Source organism: Rhizobium acidisoli, from assembly GCF_002531755.2.
GTDB classification, from domain to species: domain Bacteria; phylum Pseudomonadota; class Alphaproteobacteria; order Rhizobiales; family Rhizobiaceae; genus Rhizobium; species Rhizobium acidisoli.
The window spans coordinates 347,125-364,789 of record NZ_CP035002.1; the positions used below are offsets into that span (position 1 = coordinate 347,125).

Consider the following 17,665-nt stretch of genomic DNA (forward strand, 5'->3'; position numbering starts at 1 on the left):
CCGTCTTGGGGAGAAACGCACCTCGTCTTGGACGGAAGCGCAAATTGCGCGTCAGACCATCTTTGGCACCGGTTCGCCGGCGCGCAGCAGCTCGCTCGGCGCACAATCGAACAGTTCCTTGAAGCTGCGGTTGAAATAGGAAATGTCGTTGAAGCCGGCGGAATAGGCGACTTCGGCGATCGTTCCGGTGTTGCGCTGCTCCTTGAGCTGCTCGATCTTTTCGCGTGCAAAGCGCAGGCGCTTGTCGCGGATGACGGTGGTGCAGGTCATGCCCAGTCCCTGGAAGTCCTGCTGCAGCGTGCGGATCGAAACGCCGAGCCTCGTCGCCAGCCATTTGGCGCTGAGATCGCTCTCGGTCAGGTGTTTGTCGATCAGAATATCGACCATCTGCATGCGCCTGCCGGCACTCTCATGCAAGGAAGTCAGGCTTGCCGTCTGGATGTCGGTCGACAGAAATGCCTGGCGCGTCGTGTCGAACATCAGCTGGCGCAGATGCGGCGAGGCCGCTTCGCTTTCCGGCGTCGTCATCATCTTGGCGATCAGCGCACGCAGCATCATCGTCATCGGATCGTCGGCCGCAAGCTTGCGGGCCACGTCGAAATCCACCTTGCTGCCCGAATATATCAATTGCCGCGGCAAATGCAGGGACAGATGATTGGAGAAGTGACCGCGGAAATAGAAGGTGGTCGGCCGCGTGGAATCGACCAGAATGCATTCGCCGACATCGAGAATGTTCTGCTGGCCGGAATGCTCTACGCCACAGGCTCCCTCGAGCTGCAGGATCAGGAACAGATGCTCGTGGGCATCGCGGCGAATATCGTCCCAGCCGCGATGGACATAATCGAGATCGTTGGAGACATGGGCGAATTCCATGCCGCAGACGTCGATGCGGCTTGCCGTGCCGACCACCTTGTCGCCGCGCTCCATCGTGTGCGGATTGAAATTCCCACAGATGTTATGAAGATCGTCCGACCATTGATCGTAAGGTGTCGGCGCCCAGGCGCGATCGACGAGGCTGCGGTTCTGCAACAGGTCCAACTCTGCCTCCCAACAGTGTCAATACCGCGGAAGACTGCCGCAGACCGGGCGGGTCGTCAATCGTATATTTAACACATTAATCAAGCGGCTTTCCACAGCGACCGAAAGGCGTCACTCTTCACCGCTCGTCCCACCTTCGAGTCTCAGCGCCGTCAGTTCGTCAAGCATGTCCAAGAGTTGCTCGACCCGCTCTCCACCGAAGCGAGCACCTATATCGGCGTAGACCTTCAGGCTCTCCGGCATGACCTCGTCGACCATTGCCCGCCCTGCGGCCGTAATCCGCAGCAGCACCCGTCGGCCGTCGGCCTTGTCCTTATGTTTGGTGATGAAGCCGCGCTCCTCGAGCGAGCGGATCATGCGCGTCAGGCTCGGCGCCAGGATCGAGGCCTTTTCCGCCACTTCGCTTGCATCGAGCGTTCCCGCTTCCGAGAGCACACGAATGACCCGCCACTGCTGCTCGGTTACATCATGCGCCGCCAGGATCGGCCGGAAATGGCTCATCACCGCTTCGCGCGCACGCAAAAGCCCGATCGCCAGGGACCGCTGGCGCTCCTGCGGCGACCGGCTGGTCGGCGACGAGGGCATTTCGCGTTTATCCTGCTGTCCATTCTTCATGCGGGTTCCGATCGCGCAGCTGTTGAATGCGGGATTTTCCGCTGGCCTTGAGCAGCCGGCGGAAAACCGCAAGACAGCTAGTTAACACAGCAACGACCAACCACAAGCCCAGCCTCTCGATCGACCGACAAAGCCTATGAACATCGTGGACGGTCGCCGGTCTTTTGCAGAGCAAACGCCGACAGCGTACCCTCGCTTCGACGATACCCCTTTCGCAAGTTCATTCAGGCGCTATGGTGTTGGAAAAACAAGGGCGAGCATGGGACAAGATACAAGCCACCTTCAGGAGCGGATGACGATTATCGGTGATCTCAAGGCTGCGTCCTTTATCCCCTGGATCCGGCGCCATGCCGCCAAACTCGGGCTCTCGCACAGCATATCGCATGCAAGTTCAATGCGGATAGAACTCGAGCTTTCAGGACCGGAGGAGTTGATCGACATGATGGAGGTGGGGTGCTCACTGGGGCCAATCGACGTATGGGTCGAGAGCATAGAACGCACTGCGATGATCGGCGAAACGGCCTGACACCAAATGCGGTTTTTGCGATATGCATATTATTTAACCATTGTTGCCAATGCGAAAAAACTATGCAAACGTGAGGCCTTGAGCGTATCGTTTTACAAAACGTAGTATGGTTCAGGAAGTCTAGTCATGCCATCCGATCCGACCGGCTTTTGGACGCCAGTCGCCCTTTCCCGGGATCTGCCGGCCGCTACCGTCATGCCGGCCCGGACGGCATCTGGATCGATCGCCCTCTGGCGCAGCGCTTCGGGGCGTATATCGGCATCGGCGGATCGCTGTCCGCACCGCGGCATGCGCTTGTCTCATGGCTTCGTGCGCGGCGAGGCACTTTCGTGCATCTATCACGGCTGGAGCTATGGCGAGGCCGGAAACTGTCTGCGCATTCCCGCCCATCCGGGACTGGCGCCGCCGGAAACCATCCGTGTCGCCACCCATGAAGTCGAGGAAGCAGGCAGCGTGATCTGGGTGGCCGTCGGCACGCCCGCTTCGAAGCCGCCGAGGCTTGACGGCCTCATTCCCCTACGCTCGCTGACGGCGTTTGCAGGCACCGCCGCGATTGAAGCGGCGGCCGGCGTGAAGGCGAACCCTGACGGTCTTCTCGAGATCGACGCACCCACCGGCACTCTCTGTCTGCTACTATCCGCCCAGGAAGACGGTCAGACGCTGATCCATGTGCTCCTGAAGGATGACGTCGGCCCTGCCGCGGCCATCGGCGCTTCGCAGGCCGCCGAAAGTCTGCGGCGCCGGGCTGAGGATCTTCAGAAAAAGGAGATCGCGCGGTGAGCATGCAGGCGATGATCGACGAATGGTATCCGGTTGGGCTTTTCAGTCAGCTCGATAGCGCCGGTCGCAAGACGGCGCTGATGGGCGAGCCGATCGAGGTGGCGCGCGACGCCGATGGCAATGCGAGGGTCACGGGCGGCGACGGCCGTGTTTTGCCGGTGCGCGTGCGTTACGGCCATGTCTGGTCCTCGCTCGGCGAACCGCAGAAGGAAATTTTCCCGATTCCCGAGGCCGACCAGCCCGGCCGCCGTTTCGTCGACGTCGGCGTGGTGCGCGTGCGCTGCTCGCCCCTGCGCGCCGTCGAGAATTTTCTCGACATTGCCCATTTCCCCTTCGTCCACACTGACATTCTCGGCGCGGAGCCGCACACCGAGGTTCAGAACTACACGGTCGAGATCCGCGAGGAGGAAGATGAAGTCTGGGCAACGCAGGTGAAGTTTTACCAGCCGCAGGCCGCCAAATCGGCAAGCGGCGGCATCACCACGGAGTATATGTACCGCGTGCCGGCACCAACCTGCTCCGTGCTCTACAAGACCTGCCCGCCGCGTCCGAGCGAATGGGATGTCATCACGCTCTTCGTGCAGCCGCTGGCCGAGGACCTGTGCGACGTCTGGCCGTGGATGGCGCTTTTCGATGACGAGACCGCGATGACCGATCTCATCCACTTCCAGCAGACGATCTTCCTGCAGGACCGTTCGATCCTGGAAAACCAGATCCCGCCGCTTCTGCCGCTCGATCCCGGCATGGAAATCCCGACGCGGGCCGATCTCACATCGATCGCCTACCGACGCTGGCTGAAGCGTCACAATTATACCTATGGCGCGCAGCTGGTGGCGCAATGAAGCTCTACGACTACATTCTCTCCCCCAGTTGCTACAAGGTGCGCCTGATGGCGGCGCTGACCGGCGTGAAACTGGAACTCCGCCCGGTGGATTTCCATCCCGGCGCCGAGCATCGCGGCCCCGAGCTTCTCGCCCTCAATCCGGCAGGCTCCATTCCAATCCTGGAGGATGGCGATCTGATCCTGACCGAGTCGTCGGCGATCCTCGTTTATCTCGCCGCCAAGGCAGCACCCGAATGGCTTGGCAGCGGCAAGGCCGAGGAAGCGGCCCGGGTGCAGCAATGGCTGTCGTTCTCGGGCCGGCTGACGGCAAGCCTGGGTGGCGCACGGCTTCATGAAATGCTGCTGCGGCCGGGCGATATCGACGCGCTGCAGGCCCAGGGCATCGCCGCACTTCGCGAGCTTGAGGCCGGGCTCGTCGAGCAGGGTCTTCGCGGCATGCGCTATCTTGCCGCCGACCGGCCGACAATCGCCGACATCGCCTGCTTTCCCTATGTGGCGCTGGCACCCGATGGGGGCGTGGCGCTGGATTCCTATCCCGCCATCCGGCTTTGGTCGCGGGCACTGCGCGCCCTCGACAGGTTTATCGAAATGCCGGGTATTCACCGGCTGCACGAATTGAAGCCCGAACCTCATATCGAAGAACCGGGCGAGGCGTGACATGGCGGGATATCTCCTGAAGAACTGCACGGCCGTGATTGTCGACGATGGCAAGGGGCCGGTCGTCCGTCGCAATGTCGATCTGCTAACCGACGGTTCGGCGATTGTGGCGATCGGTGAAAATCTGGCGGCGGACGCGCTTCGCGACGGCACGACCGTTCAGGATGCCACCGGCTGGTTCGTCTATCCCGGCCTCGTCAATACCCATCATCATTTTTTTCAATGCTTCGTGCGCAATCGCGCCGATCTCGACTGGACGAAGCTTTCGGTCATCGAGTGGCTGGACCGCATCTACCCGATCTTTTCGCAGCTCAATGAGGCGTGTTTTTACCACTCCTCCGTCACGGCGATGGCCGAGATGATCAAACATGGCTGTACCACGGCGTTCGACCATCAATATAATTTCCCCCGGCACGCCGGGAAGCGGCTGATCGACCGCCAGTTCGAAGCCGCCGAGCTCTTCGGCATGCGCTTCCACGCTGGCCGCGGCGGCAATACTCTGCCGAAGTCGCAGGGCTCGACCATTCCCGACGAGATGCTGGAAACGACCGACGAATTTATCGCCGACTGCGCCCGGCTGATCGACACTTACCACGATGCCAAGCCGTTCAGTATGCGCCAGGTCGTGGTGGCGCCCTGCCAGCCGGTGAATTGCTATCGCGAGACCTTTGCGGAATCGGTGGCGCTAGCGCGTGATCGCGGCGTCATGATGCACACCCATGTCGGCGAGGGCGAAAGCCCGGTCATTCACGCTCGTTATGGTATGCGCACCGTCGACTATCTGGAAGAACTCGGCTTTGCCGGCCCCGACGCCTTCTATGCCCATTGCTGGGAGTTGACCCACGACGAACTCAGGACGATGGCGGCGAGCCGCACCGGCGTGGCGCACTGCCCCGAACCGGTTTATCTTGTCGGCGCCGAGGTCACCGATATTCCCGCCATGGCCGCCCTCGGCCTGCGCATCGGCCTTGGCTGCGACGGGGCCGCCTCCAACGACAATTCCAATCTGATGCACTGCCTGCACTCTGCCTATATGCTGCAGTGCCTGGTATCTTCGAGCCGCGCCCATCCCGTGCCGCCGCCCGTCGATTTCCTCGGCTACGGCACGACAGGCGGTGCGAGCCTGCTCGGCAGGCGCGACATCGGCCGGCTGGCGCCCGGCATGGCAGCCGACCTGTTTGCGATTGACACGCGTCGCATGGATTATGTCGGTACGCGGCACGATCCGTTGAGCCTGATTGCCCGCGTCGGCATCGGCATGGCGACCGATATGACGATGATCAATGGCCGCATCGTCTGGCAGAACGGGGAGTTTCCCGGTCTCGACGAGGCCAAACTGTCGGCCGACGCCGAGGCTGCACTATCCGCCGTAGAATTTTAAAAAGCCAAAAGAGGGAACTGAGAACATGACCAAACTGACCCGCAGAAACCTGATGACGGCCGCTGCCGCCACCGGCCTTGCCGGCGCGCTCGGCAGCCGTCTTGCTTTCGCCGCCGACCAGCCGCTCGGCATCACCCTCGTCGTCCCTTCGCCGATCGGCGACGTCGGCTGGGGGCACGCCCTTGCCGCCGGCCTCGAGCCGATCAAGGCCGCTTACGGCGACAAGGTGAAGGTCACCGTGCTTGAGAATATCGCCGAAGGCCCGGACGCCGACCGCATTATGACCAAGACGGTCGCCGACGGAAACAAGTTTCTGATCGCCGGCTCCTTCGGCTATCAGAACGGCGCCCTGCAGATCGCCCGCCGTGATCCGAGCGTGACGGTCCTGCATGCCTCCGGCTTCCAGGTTGCTCCCAATTTCTCGCCGTTCGCCGCCAAATATTTCCAGGGCACCTATCTGCTCGGCATGGCAGCGGCGGCACTCAGCAAGACCGGTAAGCTCGGCTCCGTCTCGGCCTTTGCCATTCCCGAACTCATCACCTCGATCAATGCCTTTACGCTCGGCGCCCAGGCGGTCAAGCCGGATATCGAAGTCTCCGTCGTCTGGGTCAATTCCTGGTTCGACCCGGCCAAGGAGCAGGAGGCAGCCAAGGCGCTGATCGCACAGAAGTGCGACGTGATCTTCTCCAATGCCCAGGATACGCCATCCGTCATCTCGGCTTGCGAAGACGCCGGCGTCTACGCCTTCAACCTCAACTCCTCGATGAAGAAATATGCGCCGAAAACTTATCTCGGCTGCGTCTCGACGGATTGGTCGCCGTTCTTCAAGGCCTCGGTCGATGCCCATCTCGCCGGCACGTTCAAGGGGGCCAATGCGTTTCTCGGCGTTGCCGACAAGGTTGTCGAGGTGGTCGACTGGAGCGCCGATATTCCGGCCGACGTGATGGCCAAGATCAAAGAGGTCGAGGCAAAGATCGCCGACGGCAGCTTCTCGCCCTTCACCGGGCCGATCACCAAGGCCGACGGCAGCGAAGGTGTGGCCTCGGGCGCAACCATGGCCGACCCCGAGATCATCGCCATGAATTGGCACGTCAAGGGCGTCTCGACGCCGCTGCCGAAATAATTCATGACCACCCCGCTCCTGTCGCTGCGCGGCATTTCGAAAAGCTACGGCCAGATCCACGCCAATCAGGCAATCGATCTGGACGTGGCTCCGCAATCGATCCATGCGATCCTCGGAGAAAACGGGGCGGGAAAATCGACGCTGATGAAGCTGATCTACGGCGTCGAGCAGCCAGACGACGGAGATATCGTCTGGCAAGGCACTCCCTTGCGCCTCGCCTCCCCGGCGGAGGCGAGGCGCAAGGGCATCGGCATGGTCTTCCAGCATTTTTCGTTGTTCGAGACCTTGACGGTCATCGAGAATATTCGGCTGGTGGTGCCGGGTCGCAAAGCTGATCTCAAGGAACGTATCCGGACGCTTGGACGGGAGTTCGGCCTCGAGGTCGATCCGCTCGCCCATGTGCATTCGCTGTCCGTCGGCGAGCGGCAACGGGTGGAGATCATCCGCAGCCTGATGACCAATCCGAAGCTGCTGATCCTCGACGAGCCCACCTCCGTCCTGCCGCCGCAAATGGTGGAGAAGCTCTTCGACACCCTGCTTCGGCTGCGCGACGGCGGCGTTTCCATCCTGCTGATTTCCCACAAGCTCGAAGAAATTCGGGCGATTTGTGACCGCGCGACAATCCTGCGCGGCGGGCGCGTGACCGGGGATGTCGATCCGCGCGAGCATGATGCTCATGACCTTGCCCGGATGATGATCGGCCGCGATATGCCCGCACCCATCTCGGCGCTGCCGCTGTCTGGCGGGGAAAAGCGGCTGGAGATCATCGGTTTGGACCACCAGCCCGACGATCCCTTTGCGGTGCCGCTCTCCGGCCTCAGCCTTGCGGTACGTGCCGGCGAAATTCTCGGGATCGCCGGTGTTTCGGGCAACGGCCAAAGTGAGCTTGCGGCGCTGATTTCGGGCGAGACCATGCTGGGGCGCGAACAACGCGACCGGATCTACATGATGGGAACGGATGTCGGCAGGCTCGATGCCGCCGCGCGGCGGCAGCTCGGATTTGCCTTCGTTCCGGAAGACCGGCTCGGACGCGGCGCCGTGCCCGAAATGTCGCTCGTCCTCAACAGCCTGCTGACGGCCCATCCGCTCAAGCTTTTACGGCGTGGTCTCATCGAAAGGGCACGGGCGATGACGTTCACCAAGGATTGTATCCATCAGTATGATGTCCGCACATCCGGCCCGGATGCGGAAGCCGGCACCCTGTCCGGCGGCAACCTGCAGAAGTTCATCGTCGGCCGCGAAATCATGCTGTCTCCGAAATTGCTTTTCGTGGCGCAGCCGACCTGGGGCGTCGATGTCGGCGCTGCCTCTGCTATCCGCAGCCGCCTGGTCGCATTGCGCAATCAGGGCATGGCGATCCTCGTCATTTCCGAGGAGCTGGAAGAACTGTTCGAACTCTGCGATTGCATCCAGGTGCTGCATCACGGCCGGCTCAGCCCGCCGCTTGCAACGCGGGACACCAAGCCTGAGGAGATCGGCCGATACATGATCGGGGCCCATGCCTCGCCCGAGAAAGTTCAATAATGAGCGTCTGGTTTCCTGCTTCCCTTCCCACCCTGGTCCGCCGGGAGCGCGCCTCGCTGGCCGCCGCCCTCTGCGCACCCGTCATCGCGCTCGGGGGCGCGATCGCACTTAATCTCGGCCTTTACGTCTTGATGGGTCGCGACCCCGTCGCGGTCGTCTATGCGATGCTTTTCGAACCCTTCCTCTCCTGGGCTTCATTTTCGGAGGTGCTGTTAAAGGCTGGGCCCCTCCTCCTCATCGCCCAGGGGCTGGCAATCGGCTTTCGCGCCAAGGTTTTCAATATCGGCGCCGAAGGCCAGTTTATCCTTGGGGCGATCTTCGCTTCCGCCATTCCAGTCTGGTTTCCCCAGGCGACGGGCCAGTGGATCTGGCCGGCGATGCTGCTGCTTGGCGCCATCGGCGGCACGATTTGGGCGTCTCTCACTGCTTTCTGGCGCGTTCGCCTCAACGCCAATGAGATCCTCGTTTCGCTGATGCTGAGCCTCGTTGCCGCGCAATTGTTGAACTATCTGCTGCTCGGCCCCTGGAAGGATCCGAACGGCTTCAATTTCCCGCAGTCGGTGATGTTCCAGTACGATGCGATGGTGCCGACCCTGATTGCCGGGACTCGCGTCAACGTCTCTTTCCTCATCACCCTCGTTTTGTCGGTTGCCGCCTGGGTCTTCATGCAGAAGAGCTTCATCGGCTACAAGCTGCAGGTCGGTGGTCTGGCGCCGCGCGCTGCCGGCTACGCCGGCTTCAGGGAAGGTTGGGCGATCTGGCTTTCGCTGCTGATCGGCGGTTTTGCTGCCGGTCTTGCAGGTGCTGCCGAAGTGGCCGGTCCGCTCGGCCAGCTGCAGCGTTCGGTCGCGAGCGGCTATGGTTATGCGGCCATCATCGTCGCCTATCTCGGCGGCCTGCATCCAATCGGGATCGTGGCCTCGGCGCTGGTCATGGCGGTTATCTATATCGGCGGCGACAATGCCATGGTCTCGGCCAGCCTGCCGATCGCCGCCGTCCGCGTCTTCCAGGGTAGTCTGCTGCTCGCCTACCTCATCGCCGTCGCCTTCGTGCGCTATCGTCTTGAATGGCGCCGCACGGCCCAGCGGAGCCTGCCATGAACGCCATCGAGTTCATTCTTGCCGGCATGCTTGCGGCTGCGACACCGTTTCTTCTGGCGGCACTCGGCGAATTGGTGGCCGAGCGCGCCGGTGTTCTCAACCTCGGGGTCGAGGGATTGATGGCCCTTGGCGCCGTGCTCGCCTTCATCGTCGTTTATCATGGCGGCGGACATTTTCTCGGCTTCATCGTCGCAGGGCTCGGCAGCGCCGCCCTTTCACTGCTCTTTGCCTTCGTCACGCTCGGGTTCCGGGCAAACCAGGTGGCTGCCGGCCTTGCCATCGGCATTCTTGGCCAAGGCCTTTCGGCCCTCTTCGGCAAGACCTATGAAAGCCTGACGGTCAAGGGTCTTCCAAAGCTTGCTCTTCCAGCGCTGTCGGAACTGCCTGTCATCGGCGGCCTTTTCGTCCAGGACATCGTCGTGTGGATTTCGCTCGCCGCGACGCTGGCTCTTTGGGCCATACTTGCCTACACCAAGCTTGGTCTCATCGTCCGCGCCGTCGGCGAGAACCCGAAGGCCGCCCACGCCATCGGCTATTCGGTGATATCGGTCCGTATCCTCGCCATCGCCTTCGGTGGCGCGATGGCAGGTTTCGCCGGCGCCTATGCGGCGGTCGTCTACACACCACTCTGGGCTGACGGGATGATCGCCGGACGCGGCTGGATCGCCATCGCCCTCGTCGTCTTCGGGACCTGGCTCACCGGTCGCATCTTCCTTGGCGCCTGTCTTTTCGGCGCAGTCTCGCTGATGGGTCTTGCGGCCCAAGCAACCGGACTGGATGTTCCCTCGCAGCTATTGTCAAGCCTGCCCTATCTCGTCACGATCATCGTGCTCGGCATCATCTCCGCCGACCGTCGCCTGCTGAAACTGAACGGTGTTGCGTCGCTCGGTGAACCATTCGAGCGATAGACATCGTGCGGTCTGTTGATTACCGCCGGTATGCTGATTACCTTGATACTTCCGTCCATTCGGAAGGGTCGCAAGGAAGCATTCGAAGCAAGCGAAGATGAAGCTGCGGGGAGGCTGGCAGTCGGTATCGGTGGATGCAATCGCATTCACCGCCTTCTCCAAGGAAGCAAATTCGTCTGTAATCCAACGGAGTAAGCCATGAAAATAAGCAGCCTTGACACCCGTCGGTCGGCCCGACTGGCGCAGGCTATGCTCTGCCTCGATGACTTTGAGCCAAAGGCAAAACGGCACCTGCCAAAGCCGCTCTACGGCTATATTTCCGGTGGAAGCGAAACCAACGCATCGCTGCGAAATAATCTCGACGCCTTTCAGGCCTATGCGTTTCGGCCGCGTATTCTCCAGGACGTATCGAAGCGAAGTACCGAAACGACCTTATTCGGTCAGACCTATACCGCCCCATTCGGTATCGCCCCAATGGGGATCAGCGCGCTCATGGCCTATCGCGGCGACATTGTTCTTGCCGCCGGCGCAGCGCAGGTCGGCATTCCGATGATCATGAGCGGATCCTCGCTCATCCGGCTCGAAGAGGTTGTTGCCGCCGCGCCCGCGACCTGGTTCCAAGCCTACCTGCCCGGAGAGCCCGAACGCATCGATGCGTTGGTGGACCGCGTTGCTGCGGCAGGCTTTGGCACCTTGTTGCTGACCGTCGATACGGCCACGCTCCCGAACCGGGAAAACAATATCCGGGCGGGCTTCTCGACGCCTCTGCGGCCCAGCCTTGCTTTGGCCTGGCAGGGTGTTTCGCACCCGCAATGGACCATCGGGACATTTTTGCGCACGATCGCCCGCCACGGCATCCCGCATTTCGAAAACTCCTACGCAACCCGAGGCGCACCCATCATCGCCTCGAACGTTACGCGGGACTTTGGCCGAAGAGACCATCTGAACTGGAGCCATCTCGAGCGCATCCGCAACCGCTGGAACGGCAAGCTGATCGTCAAGGGCATTCTTCATCCGGACGATGCGGCGCGTGCTGCCGAGACAGGGGCTGACGGGGTAATCGTCTCCAATCACGGTGGCCGTCAGCTCGATGGCGCCATCTCTCCGCTCGCGGCGCTTCCCGAGATCGTGGAACGCCTGGGCGACAGGATCCCCATCATGATCGATGGCGGCTTTCGCCGCGGAACCGATATTATCAAGGCTTTGGCGCTGGGGGCACGTTTCGTGTTTGTCGGGCGGCCGTTCCTTTATGCGGCGGCCGTTGCCGGTCTGCCTGGCGTATTGAGGGCGGCAGACATCCTAAAATCTGAGCTCCATAGCAATATGGCCCTGCTTGGCGTTACAACGATCGAGCAAATTTCACGCGGCCACCTCGTTCCGGCTTGACGAGATAAGCCGTGATCTCTCGCCGGCGCGGATCGTCCTCGCGAACCATCTGGCAGCGGGCGTAGCATCGGCATCTTTTGCTAAAGCCTCTCGGCCCTTTTCGGCAAAGACCTATGACTGGAGCGATAATTTCGGCTTGATGGTCCCGGCCAGGCGACCGAAACGGCGCGTGTGCACTGCACAAACAGGCGCATTCATGACTGCGAGCATAGCAGCAATCGCCTAATGCATCATCATTTAGTATAGATGCCTAAAATATAATCAACTGTGGAATTGCGAAGTATCTCCTGTTGATTCAGGCAGTTATCGGCCGCTTTCAGGATTGGCACGCTGATTGCAGGTTCTAAGGCGCATCGGTCAACGGCGACCGGCGCGGATAGGCGCGGCATTCAGCGCCTACACAGACACCGACGTCGCAAGGTCTTTGCACTCCAGGATACTCCCATCTCTGGACGTAAATTCCGGCGGCGTTTTTTTGCGTCCGAATTCAGCAAGCAGAGGGGAACCTGCAGATGAAAAAGATTTCGACGACTGGGATTTCGACAACCGGCATTACCCGCCGCAGCATGCTCAAGACGACCGCAACGGCTGCCCTCATCGGCGCCGTGAAGACTGCCTTTCCGTCCGGCGCCTTTGCCGCCGGGGCGGGCCCTGAAGTGAAAGGCATCAAGCTCGGCTTTATCGCGCTCACGGATTCCGCGCCGCTGATCATCGCTAAAGAAAAGGGCTTTTTCGACAAGCACGGCCTTCCGGAAACAGATGTGGCCAAACAGGCATCTTGGGGCGCGACCCGCGACAATCTCGTGCTGGGCGGCGCAGCAAACGGCATCGACGGTGCCCACATCCTCTCGCCGCTGCCCTATCTCATGCATACCGGCAAGGTGACGCAGAACAACAAGCCGGTGCCGATGTCGATCCTCGCCCGGCTCAACCTCGACAGCCAGGGCATTTCCGTCGCCAAGGAATATGCCGAAACCGGCGTGCAGCTCGACGCCTCCAAGCTGAAGGCCGCCTTCGAGAAAAAGAAGGCGGAAGGTAAGGAGGTCAAGGCTGCCATGACCTTCCCTGGTGGGACCCACGATCTCTGGATCCGCTACTGGCTCGCCGCCGGCGGCATCGACCCGAACAAGGACGTTTCCACAATCGTCGTGCCGCCGCCGCAGATGGTTGCCAATATGAAGGTGGGCAACATGGACGTCTTCTGTGTGGGCGAGCCGTGGAATGAGCAGCTCGTCAACCAGGGCATCGGCTTTACCGCGGCGACCACCGGCGAGCTCTGGAAGGGGCATCCCGAAAAGGCGCTGGGGCTCCGCGCCGAATGGATCGAAAAGAATCCCAATGCCGCCAAGGCCCTGCTGATGGCTGTCATGGAGGCTCAGCAGTGGTGCGAGAGCATGGATAACAAAGCGGAGATGGCCGATATCCTCGGCAAGCGCCAGTGGTTCAACGTTCCGACCAAGGACGTGCTCGGCCGCCTCAAAGGCGACATCAATTATGGCAATGGCCGCGAGGCCAAGGCCACCGACCTCTACATGAAGTTCTGGAAAGACGGCGCCTCCTATCCGTTCAAGAGTCACGACACCTGGTTCATGACGGAAAACATCCGCTGGGGAAATCTGCCTGGTACAACCGACATCAAGGCGCTGGTCAACCAGGTGAACCGCGAGGACGTCTGGCGCGAGGCCGCCAAGGATCTCGGCGTTGCTGCAGCCGATATTCCCGCCTCGTCCTCCCGCGGCAAGGAGACCTTCTTCGACGGCAAGGTTTTCGATCCCGAAAATCCCTCCGCCTATCTCGACAGCCTTTCGATCAAGGCCGTCTCCTGATCCCGCCTCCGGCGCGCCGCGGGCGCGCCGACCTTTCATTCCCGTGAGGAGCGCGTCGATGCCCGCCCTGGCAAGTCAAGAAAATCCCTCCGCTGCCGCCGCTGCCAAGCCGGCGGCAAAGGTCCTGCCATTTTCCGGCAAGCACGGATCACGGATCGATTTTGCTCGTGCGGCAAGCGCCGCGTTTCGCAACGTCGTTCCGCCAGCCGTCGTGCTGGTACTCATCCTGCTCGTCTGGCAGGTGCTCTGTTCATCGCCGGATGCCTCTCTGCCCTCGCCGCATCGGGTCTGGCAGGAGAGCTACGACCTGATCGCCTATCCGTTCTTCAACAACGGCTCCCAGGATATCGGGCTTGGCTGGCGCGTGCTCGTTTCGCTGCAACACGTGCTCTATGGCTTTGGCCTTGCCGCCGTCACCGGGGTTATCATCGGGGCGATCATCGGCCAATCGGTCTGGGCAATGCGCGGTCTCGATCCGATCTTCCAGGTGCTGCGAACGGTTCCACCGCTCGCCTGGCTGCCGCTGTCGCTCGCAGCCTTCCAGGATTCCAACCCTTCGGCGATCTTCGTTATCTTCATCACCTCGATCTGGCCGGTGATTATCAACACCGCCGTCGGCGTACGTAATATCCCGCAGGACTACCGCAACGTCGCCGAAGTGCTGCGGCTCAACCAGTTCGAGTTTTTCTGGAAGATCATGCTCCCTTCGGCGGCCCCCTACATCTTCACCGGCCTCAGGATCGGCGTTGGCCTCTCTTGGCTCGCCATCGTCGCAGCCGAAATGCTGACCGGCGGCGTCGGTATCGGCTTCTTCATCTGGGACGCGTGGAACTCGTCGCGCCTGCCGGATATCATCGTCGCGCTCGCCTATATCGGCATCGTCGGCTTCGCCCTCGACAAGCTGGTGGCTGCGCTCGGCAAACTCATCACTCGCGGCGCCACCGCCAGCTAAGGAACGTCCCGATGAATGCCTATTTGAAGCTCGATCATATCGACAAACATTTCGATCGCGGCGGCGTGCGCGCCGAAGTCCTGAAGGACATCAACCTGACGATATCAGAGGGCGAATTCGTCTCGATCATCGGCCATTCGGGCTGTGGCAAATCCACCCTGCTCAACCTGATTGCCGGCCTGACCCCGGTTTCCGCAGGCGCCGTGCTCCTCGAAAACCGCGAGGTCAACGGACCCGGTCCCGAACGCGCCGTCGTTTTCCAAAACCACTCGCTGCTGCCCTGGCTGACCGTTTACGAGAACGTCAATCTCGCCGTTTCCAAACTCTTCAACCGAACAAAGACCAAGGCCGAGCGGCATGACTGGGTCATGGCCAACCTCGACCTTGTGCAAATGGCGCATGCCAGGGATAAGCGGCCTTCGGAAATTTCCGGCGGCATGAAACAGCGCGTCGGCATTGCCCGCGCGCTTTCAATGGAGCCGAAAATCCTGCTGCTCGACGAGCCTTTCGGCGCGCTGGATGCGCTGACCCGTGCCCATCTTCAGGACGCCGTGATGGAAATCCACGCCCGGCTCGGCAACACGATGGTGATGATCACTCATGACGTCGATGAGGCGGTGCTGCTCTCCGACTGCATCGTGATGATGACCAACGGCCCGGCGGCCGGCATCGGCGAAGTGCTCGATGTGACCATGTCCCGTCCCCGCAATCGCATCGAACTCGCCTCCAGCAGGACATATCTCAAATGCCGGGAGGCCGTGCTGAAGTTCCTCTACGAACGCCACCGCTTCATTGAAGCCGCGGAGTAGACCGGGAAACAACCGGGGTGATTGACCGGTCGCGGTCTGCTTATTCCTCGGCCGTTGCAAATACCGCGCTGGCATCGCTGACAATTTCCACGTGGGAATATGCCGCCTGCCCCGCGGCGGCTGCGTCCGCGCGCATGATTGCGGTCACGATCCGGCCGTGCTCTTCGTAGGATTTCGCCAGACGCCCAGGCAGACGGAACTGCGCCCGCCGAAAAGCCGCGAGCCGCGCCCGCGTCTGAGTCACCATCTCGAAGATATGATCGTTATGCGCGCCGCGATAAAGCCGGGTGTGGAATTCGGTGTTGTGAGCCGAATATTCCTCTTCCGCGCCGGCATGCACGAGCCTCACCGATCCCCGATGATCCAGTTCCAGCGCCCGCCGCTCATCGACCGTCATACGCTCGGCTGAGAGCCTGGCACAGATTGCTTCGAGTTCCGCCATCGCCTCGAACATCGAATGCAGATAGGCCTCGGTGACATTGGTGACGACGGCGCTGCGGTTTGGTTCGCGCGCGACCAATCCCATGGCGCTGAGTTCACGCAGGGCTTCTCTGACCGGCGTGCGCGAAACGTCGAAACGAACAGCAAGCGACACCTCGTCCAGCTTTCCACCCGGCAGGATTTCGCCTGTAACGATCATGTCGGAAATCGCCCTCACCATCTGTTCAACGGTGGTTCCGGTGCGGATGACTTCTCTGCGTCTGGCCTGCTTCACGATACGAATCTGCTCACGTCAACACTCTGCATACAGATGCCGCTCGGCACTCGATAAGTCAAACTGCGTGGGGAAGATATTGTTAGCTTTTCACTTTCTGATGCAAGGCGCAGTCTACCGTAGCTGGCGACACGCTGACTCCGCAGTTAAATTAGGCACAAAAATCAGCATGATTACTTTTTATGCGTTACTACGATGGATCTGCGTGCACTTTAAACGCAATAGATTGTCGATTCGAAAATTATATATAGAAAACAATAATTTGCCTTTTGGCATGTGCATTGCATGCACTTTACTGTCCTGTTTCGCAACCGGCCCAGCGCCGCAAGGAGCATTCCAATGACCAAACTCCTTTCCATGAACCGCCGCAATTTCCTGCAGGCTTCCGCGGCCGGAGCGCTCGCCGGCGTCATGCCGGGCCTGATCGGCTCCTCTGCAGCGGCCCAAACCGCGCTGACGATCGGCTTCATCTATGTCGGCCCCAAGGACGACTACGGCTACAACCAGGCACATGCGGAAGGCGCGGCCGTGGTCAAGGCCCTGCCGGGCGTGACGCTGGTCGAGGAAGAGAATGTGCCGGAAACCGTCGATGTCCAGAAGACCATGGAGTCGATGATCAATCTCGACGGTGCGACCCTGCTCTTTCCGACCTCTTTCGGCTATTTCGACCCGCACATGCTGGCCATGGCCGCCAAGCATCCCGACGTTCAGTTCCGCCATTGCGGCGGCCTTTGGCAGGAAGGCAAGCATCCGGCCAATACGGGCTCCTATTTCGGCTATATATTCCAGGGCCAGTATCTGAACGGCATCGCCGCCGGCCATGCGACGAAGAGCAAGAAGATCGGCTTCGTCGCCGCCAAGCCGATCCCGCAGGTTCTGCAGAATATCAACGCCTTCCTGCTCGGCGCGCGCACAGTCGATCCTACGATCACCTGCCAGGTGATCTTCACCGGCGAGTGGTCGCTCGCCGTCAAGGAGGCCGAAGCCACCAACGCCTTGGTCGACCAAGGCGCCGACGTCATCACCTGCCACGTCGACAGCCCGAAAGTGGTCGTCGAGACGGCCGCGGGCCGCGGCGCCTTCGTCTGCGGCTATCATGCCAACCAGAGCCCGCTTGCTCCCGAAAAATACCTCACCGGCGCCGAATGGGCCTGGGGTAACGTCTACAGCGACTTCGTCAAAAAGGCGCAGGCCGGCGAAAACCTCGGCAATTTCGTGCGCGGCGGCCTGAAGGACGGCTTCGTCAAGATGAGCGCGCTCGGCCCCGGCGTGTCGGCGGAGGGCCGCAAGGCCTTCGAAGCCACGCAGGCGGGCATGATGAAGGGCGGCTTCTCGGTTTTCAAGGGACCGTTGAAGGACAACAAGGGCGACACCGTCGTGACTGCCGACAAGAGCTACGCTGAAGACGCGATCGAGCTCGAAAGCATGAATTATCTGGTCGAGGGCGTCGTCGGGTCCACAGCGTAAACCGCGAGGGGAGA

Annotated in this window: 17 protein-coding genes; 14 read left to right on the forward strand and 3 right to left on the reverse strand. The window is 61.2% G+C overall.

Annotated elements, in window-relative coordinates; translation table 11 throughout:
• Nucleotides 1-51 precede the first annotated feature (51 nt).
• The gene (locus CO657_RS34000) at nucleotides 52-1,038 is read right to left on the reverse strand and encodes a helix-turn-helix domain-containing protein (protein ID WP_054183537.1); all 987 of its coding nucleotides are present in this window, start codon (nucleotides 1,036-1,038) and stop codon (nucleotides 52-54) included.
• A 111-nt stretch (nucleotides 1,039-1,149) separates the two neighbouring features.
• Entirely contained in the window at nucleotides 1,150-1,653 is a 504-nt protein-coding gene (gene hpaR / locus CO657_RS34005; protein ID WP_054183538.1) for a homoprotocatechuate degradation operon regulator HpaR, read from the reverse strand.
• 259 nt (nucleotides 1,654-1,912) lie between these two features.
• Between hpaR and CO657_RS34010 the strand changes: the two genes are divergently transcribed.
• The 13 genes from CO657_RS34010 to CO657_RS34070 all read left to right on the forward strand — a co-directional run bounded on the left by CO657_RS34010 (nucleotide 1,913) and on the right by CO657_RS34070 (nucleotide 15,469).
• A complete protein-coding gene (locus tag CO657_RS34010; RefSeq protein WP_054183539.1) occupies nucleotides 1,913-2,179 on the forward strand; it encodes an acylphosphatase in 267 nt (88 codons plus the stop codon).
• 126 nt (nucleotides 2,180-2,305) lie between these two features.
• A complete protein-coding gene (locus CO657_RS34015; RefSeq protein WP_054183540.1) occupies nucleotides 2,306-2,959 on the forward strand; it encodes a Rieske 2Fe-2S domain-containing protein in 654 nt (217 codons plus the stop codon).
• A complete protein-coding gene (locus CO657_RS34020) occupies nucleotides 2,956-3,801 on the forward strand; it encodes an aromatic ring-hydroxylating oxygenase subunit alpha (RefSeq protein ID WP_054183541.1) in 846 nt (281 codons plus the stop codon). Before CO657_RS34015 ends, CO657_RS34020 begins: the two co-directional genes overlap by 4 nt.
• Complete coding sequence (locus tag CO657_RS34025; RefSeq protein ID WP_012555538.1) at nucleotides 3,798-4,460, forward strand: glutathione S-transferase family protein; 663 nt, start codon at nucleotides 3,798-3,800, stop codon at nucleotides 4,458-4,460. Before CO657_RS34020 ends, CO657_RS34025 begins: the two co-directional genes overlap by 4 nt.
• 1 nt (nucleotide 4,461) lies before the next feature.
• Nucleotides 4,462-5,841, forward strand: coding sequence for an amidohydrolase (locus CO657_RS34030; protein ID WP_054183542.1), 1,380 nt, complete (start codon nucleotides 4,462-4,464; stop codon nucleotides 5,839-5,841).
• Between the two features lie 25 nt (nucleotides 5,842-5,866).
• Nucleotides 5,867-6,964: a BMP family ABC transporter substrate-binding protein gene (locus CO657_RS34035; protein ID WP_054183543.1), complete on the forward strand. Its 1,098-nt coding sequence runs from the start codon at nucleotides 5,867-5,869 to the stop codon at nucleotides 6,962-6,964.
• 3 nt (nucleotides 6,965-6,967) lie between these two features.
• Nucleotides 6,968-8,488 carry an ABC transporter ATP-binding protein gene (locus tag CO657_RS34040; RefSeq protein ID WP_054183544.1) on the forward strand — a complete coding sequence of 507 codons (1,521 nt, stop codon included), beginning with the start codon at nucleotides 6,968-6,970 and terminating at the stop codon, nucleotides 8,486-8,488.
• Nucleotides 8,488-9,588, forward strand: a complete 1,101-nt coding sequence (locus CO657_RS34045) for an ABC transporter permease (protein ID WP_054183545.1) — start codon at nucleotides 8,488-8,490, stop codon at nucleotides 9,586-9,588. The genes CO657_RS34040 and CO657_RS34045 overlap by 1 nt, the downstream gene beginning before the upstream one ends.
• Nucleotides 9,585-10,496: an ABC transporter permease gene (locus CO657_RS34050; RefSeq protein WP_054183546.1), complete on the forward strand. Its 912-nt coding sequence runs from the start codon at nucleotides 9,585-9,587 to the stop codon at nucleotides 10,494-10,496. The genes CO657_RS34045 and CO657_RS34050 overlap by 4 nt, the downstream gene beginning before the upstream one ends.
• 198 nt (nucleotides 10,497-10,694) lie before the next feature.
• Nucleotides 10,695-11,882, forward strand: coding sequence for an alpha-hydroxy acid oxidase (locus CO657_RS34055; protein ID WP_054183547.1), 1,188 nt, complete (start codon nucleotides 10,695-10,697; stop codon nucleotides 11,880-11,882).
• 512 nt (nucleotides 11,883-12,394) lie between these two features.
• Nucleotides 12,395-13,708, forward strand: a complete 1,314-nt coding sequence (locus tag CO657_RS34060; protein WP_054183548.1) for a CmpA/NrtA family ABC transporter substrate-binding protein — start codon at nucleotides 12,395-12,397, stop codon at nucleotides 13,706-13,708.
• 58 nt (nucleotides 13,709-13,766) lie between these two features.
• A complete protein-coding gene (gene ntrB, locus CO657_RS34065; RefSeq protein WP_054183549.1) occupies nucleotides 13,767-14,660 on the forward strand; it encodes a nitrate ABC transporter permease in 894 nt (297 codons plus the stop codon).
• A gap of 11 nt (nucleotides 14,661-14,671) precedes the next feature.
• Nucleotides 14,672-15,469, forward strand: coding sequence for an ABC transporter ATP-binding protein (locus CO657_RS34070; protein ID WP_054183550.1), 798 nt, complete (start codon nucleotides 14,672-14,674; stop codon nucleotides 15,467-15,469).
• Nucleotides 15,470-15,509: 40 nt separating this feature from the next.
• Here CO657_RS34070 and CO657_RS34075 read toward each other — a convergent pair whose 3' ends face one another.
• Complete coding sequence (locus CO657_RS34075) at nucleotides 15,510-16,184, reverse strand: GntR family transcriptional regulator (protein WP_054183551.1); 675 nt, start codon at nucleotides 16,182-16,184, stop codon at nucleotides 15,510-15,512.
• Nucleotides 16,185-16,523: 339 nt separating this feature from the next.
• Here CO657_RS34075 and CO657_RS34085 point away from each other — a divergent pair, with 339 nt between their 5' ends.
• Entirely contained in the window at nucleotides 16,524-17,651 is a 1,128-nt protein-coding gene (locus tag CO657_RS34085; RefSeq protein ID WP_054183552.1) for a BMP family ABC transporter substrate-binding protein, read from the forward strand.
• Nucleotides 17,652-17,665 lie beyond the last annotated feature (14 nt).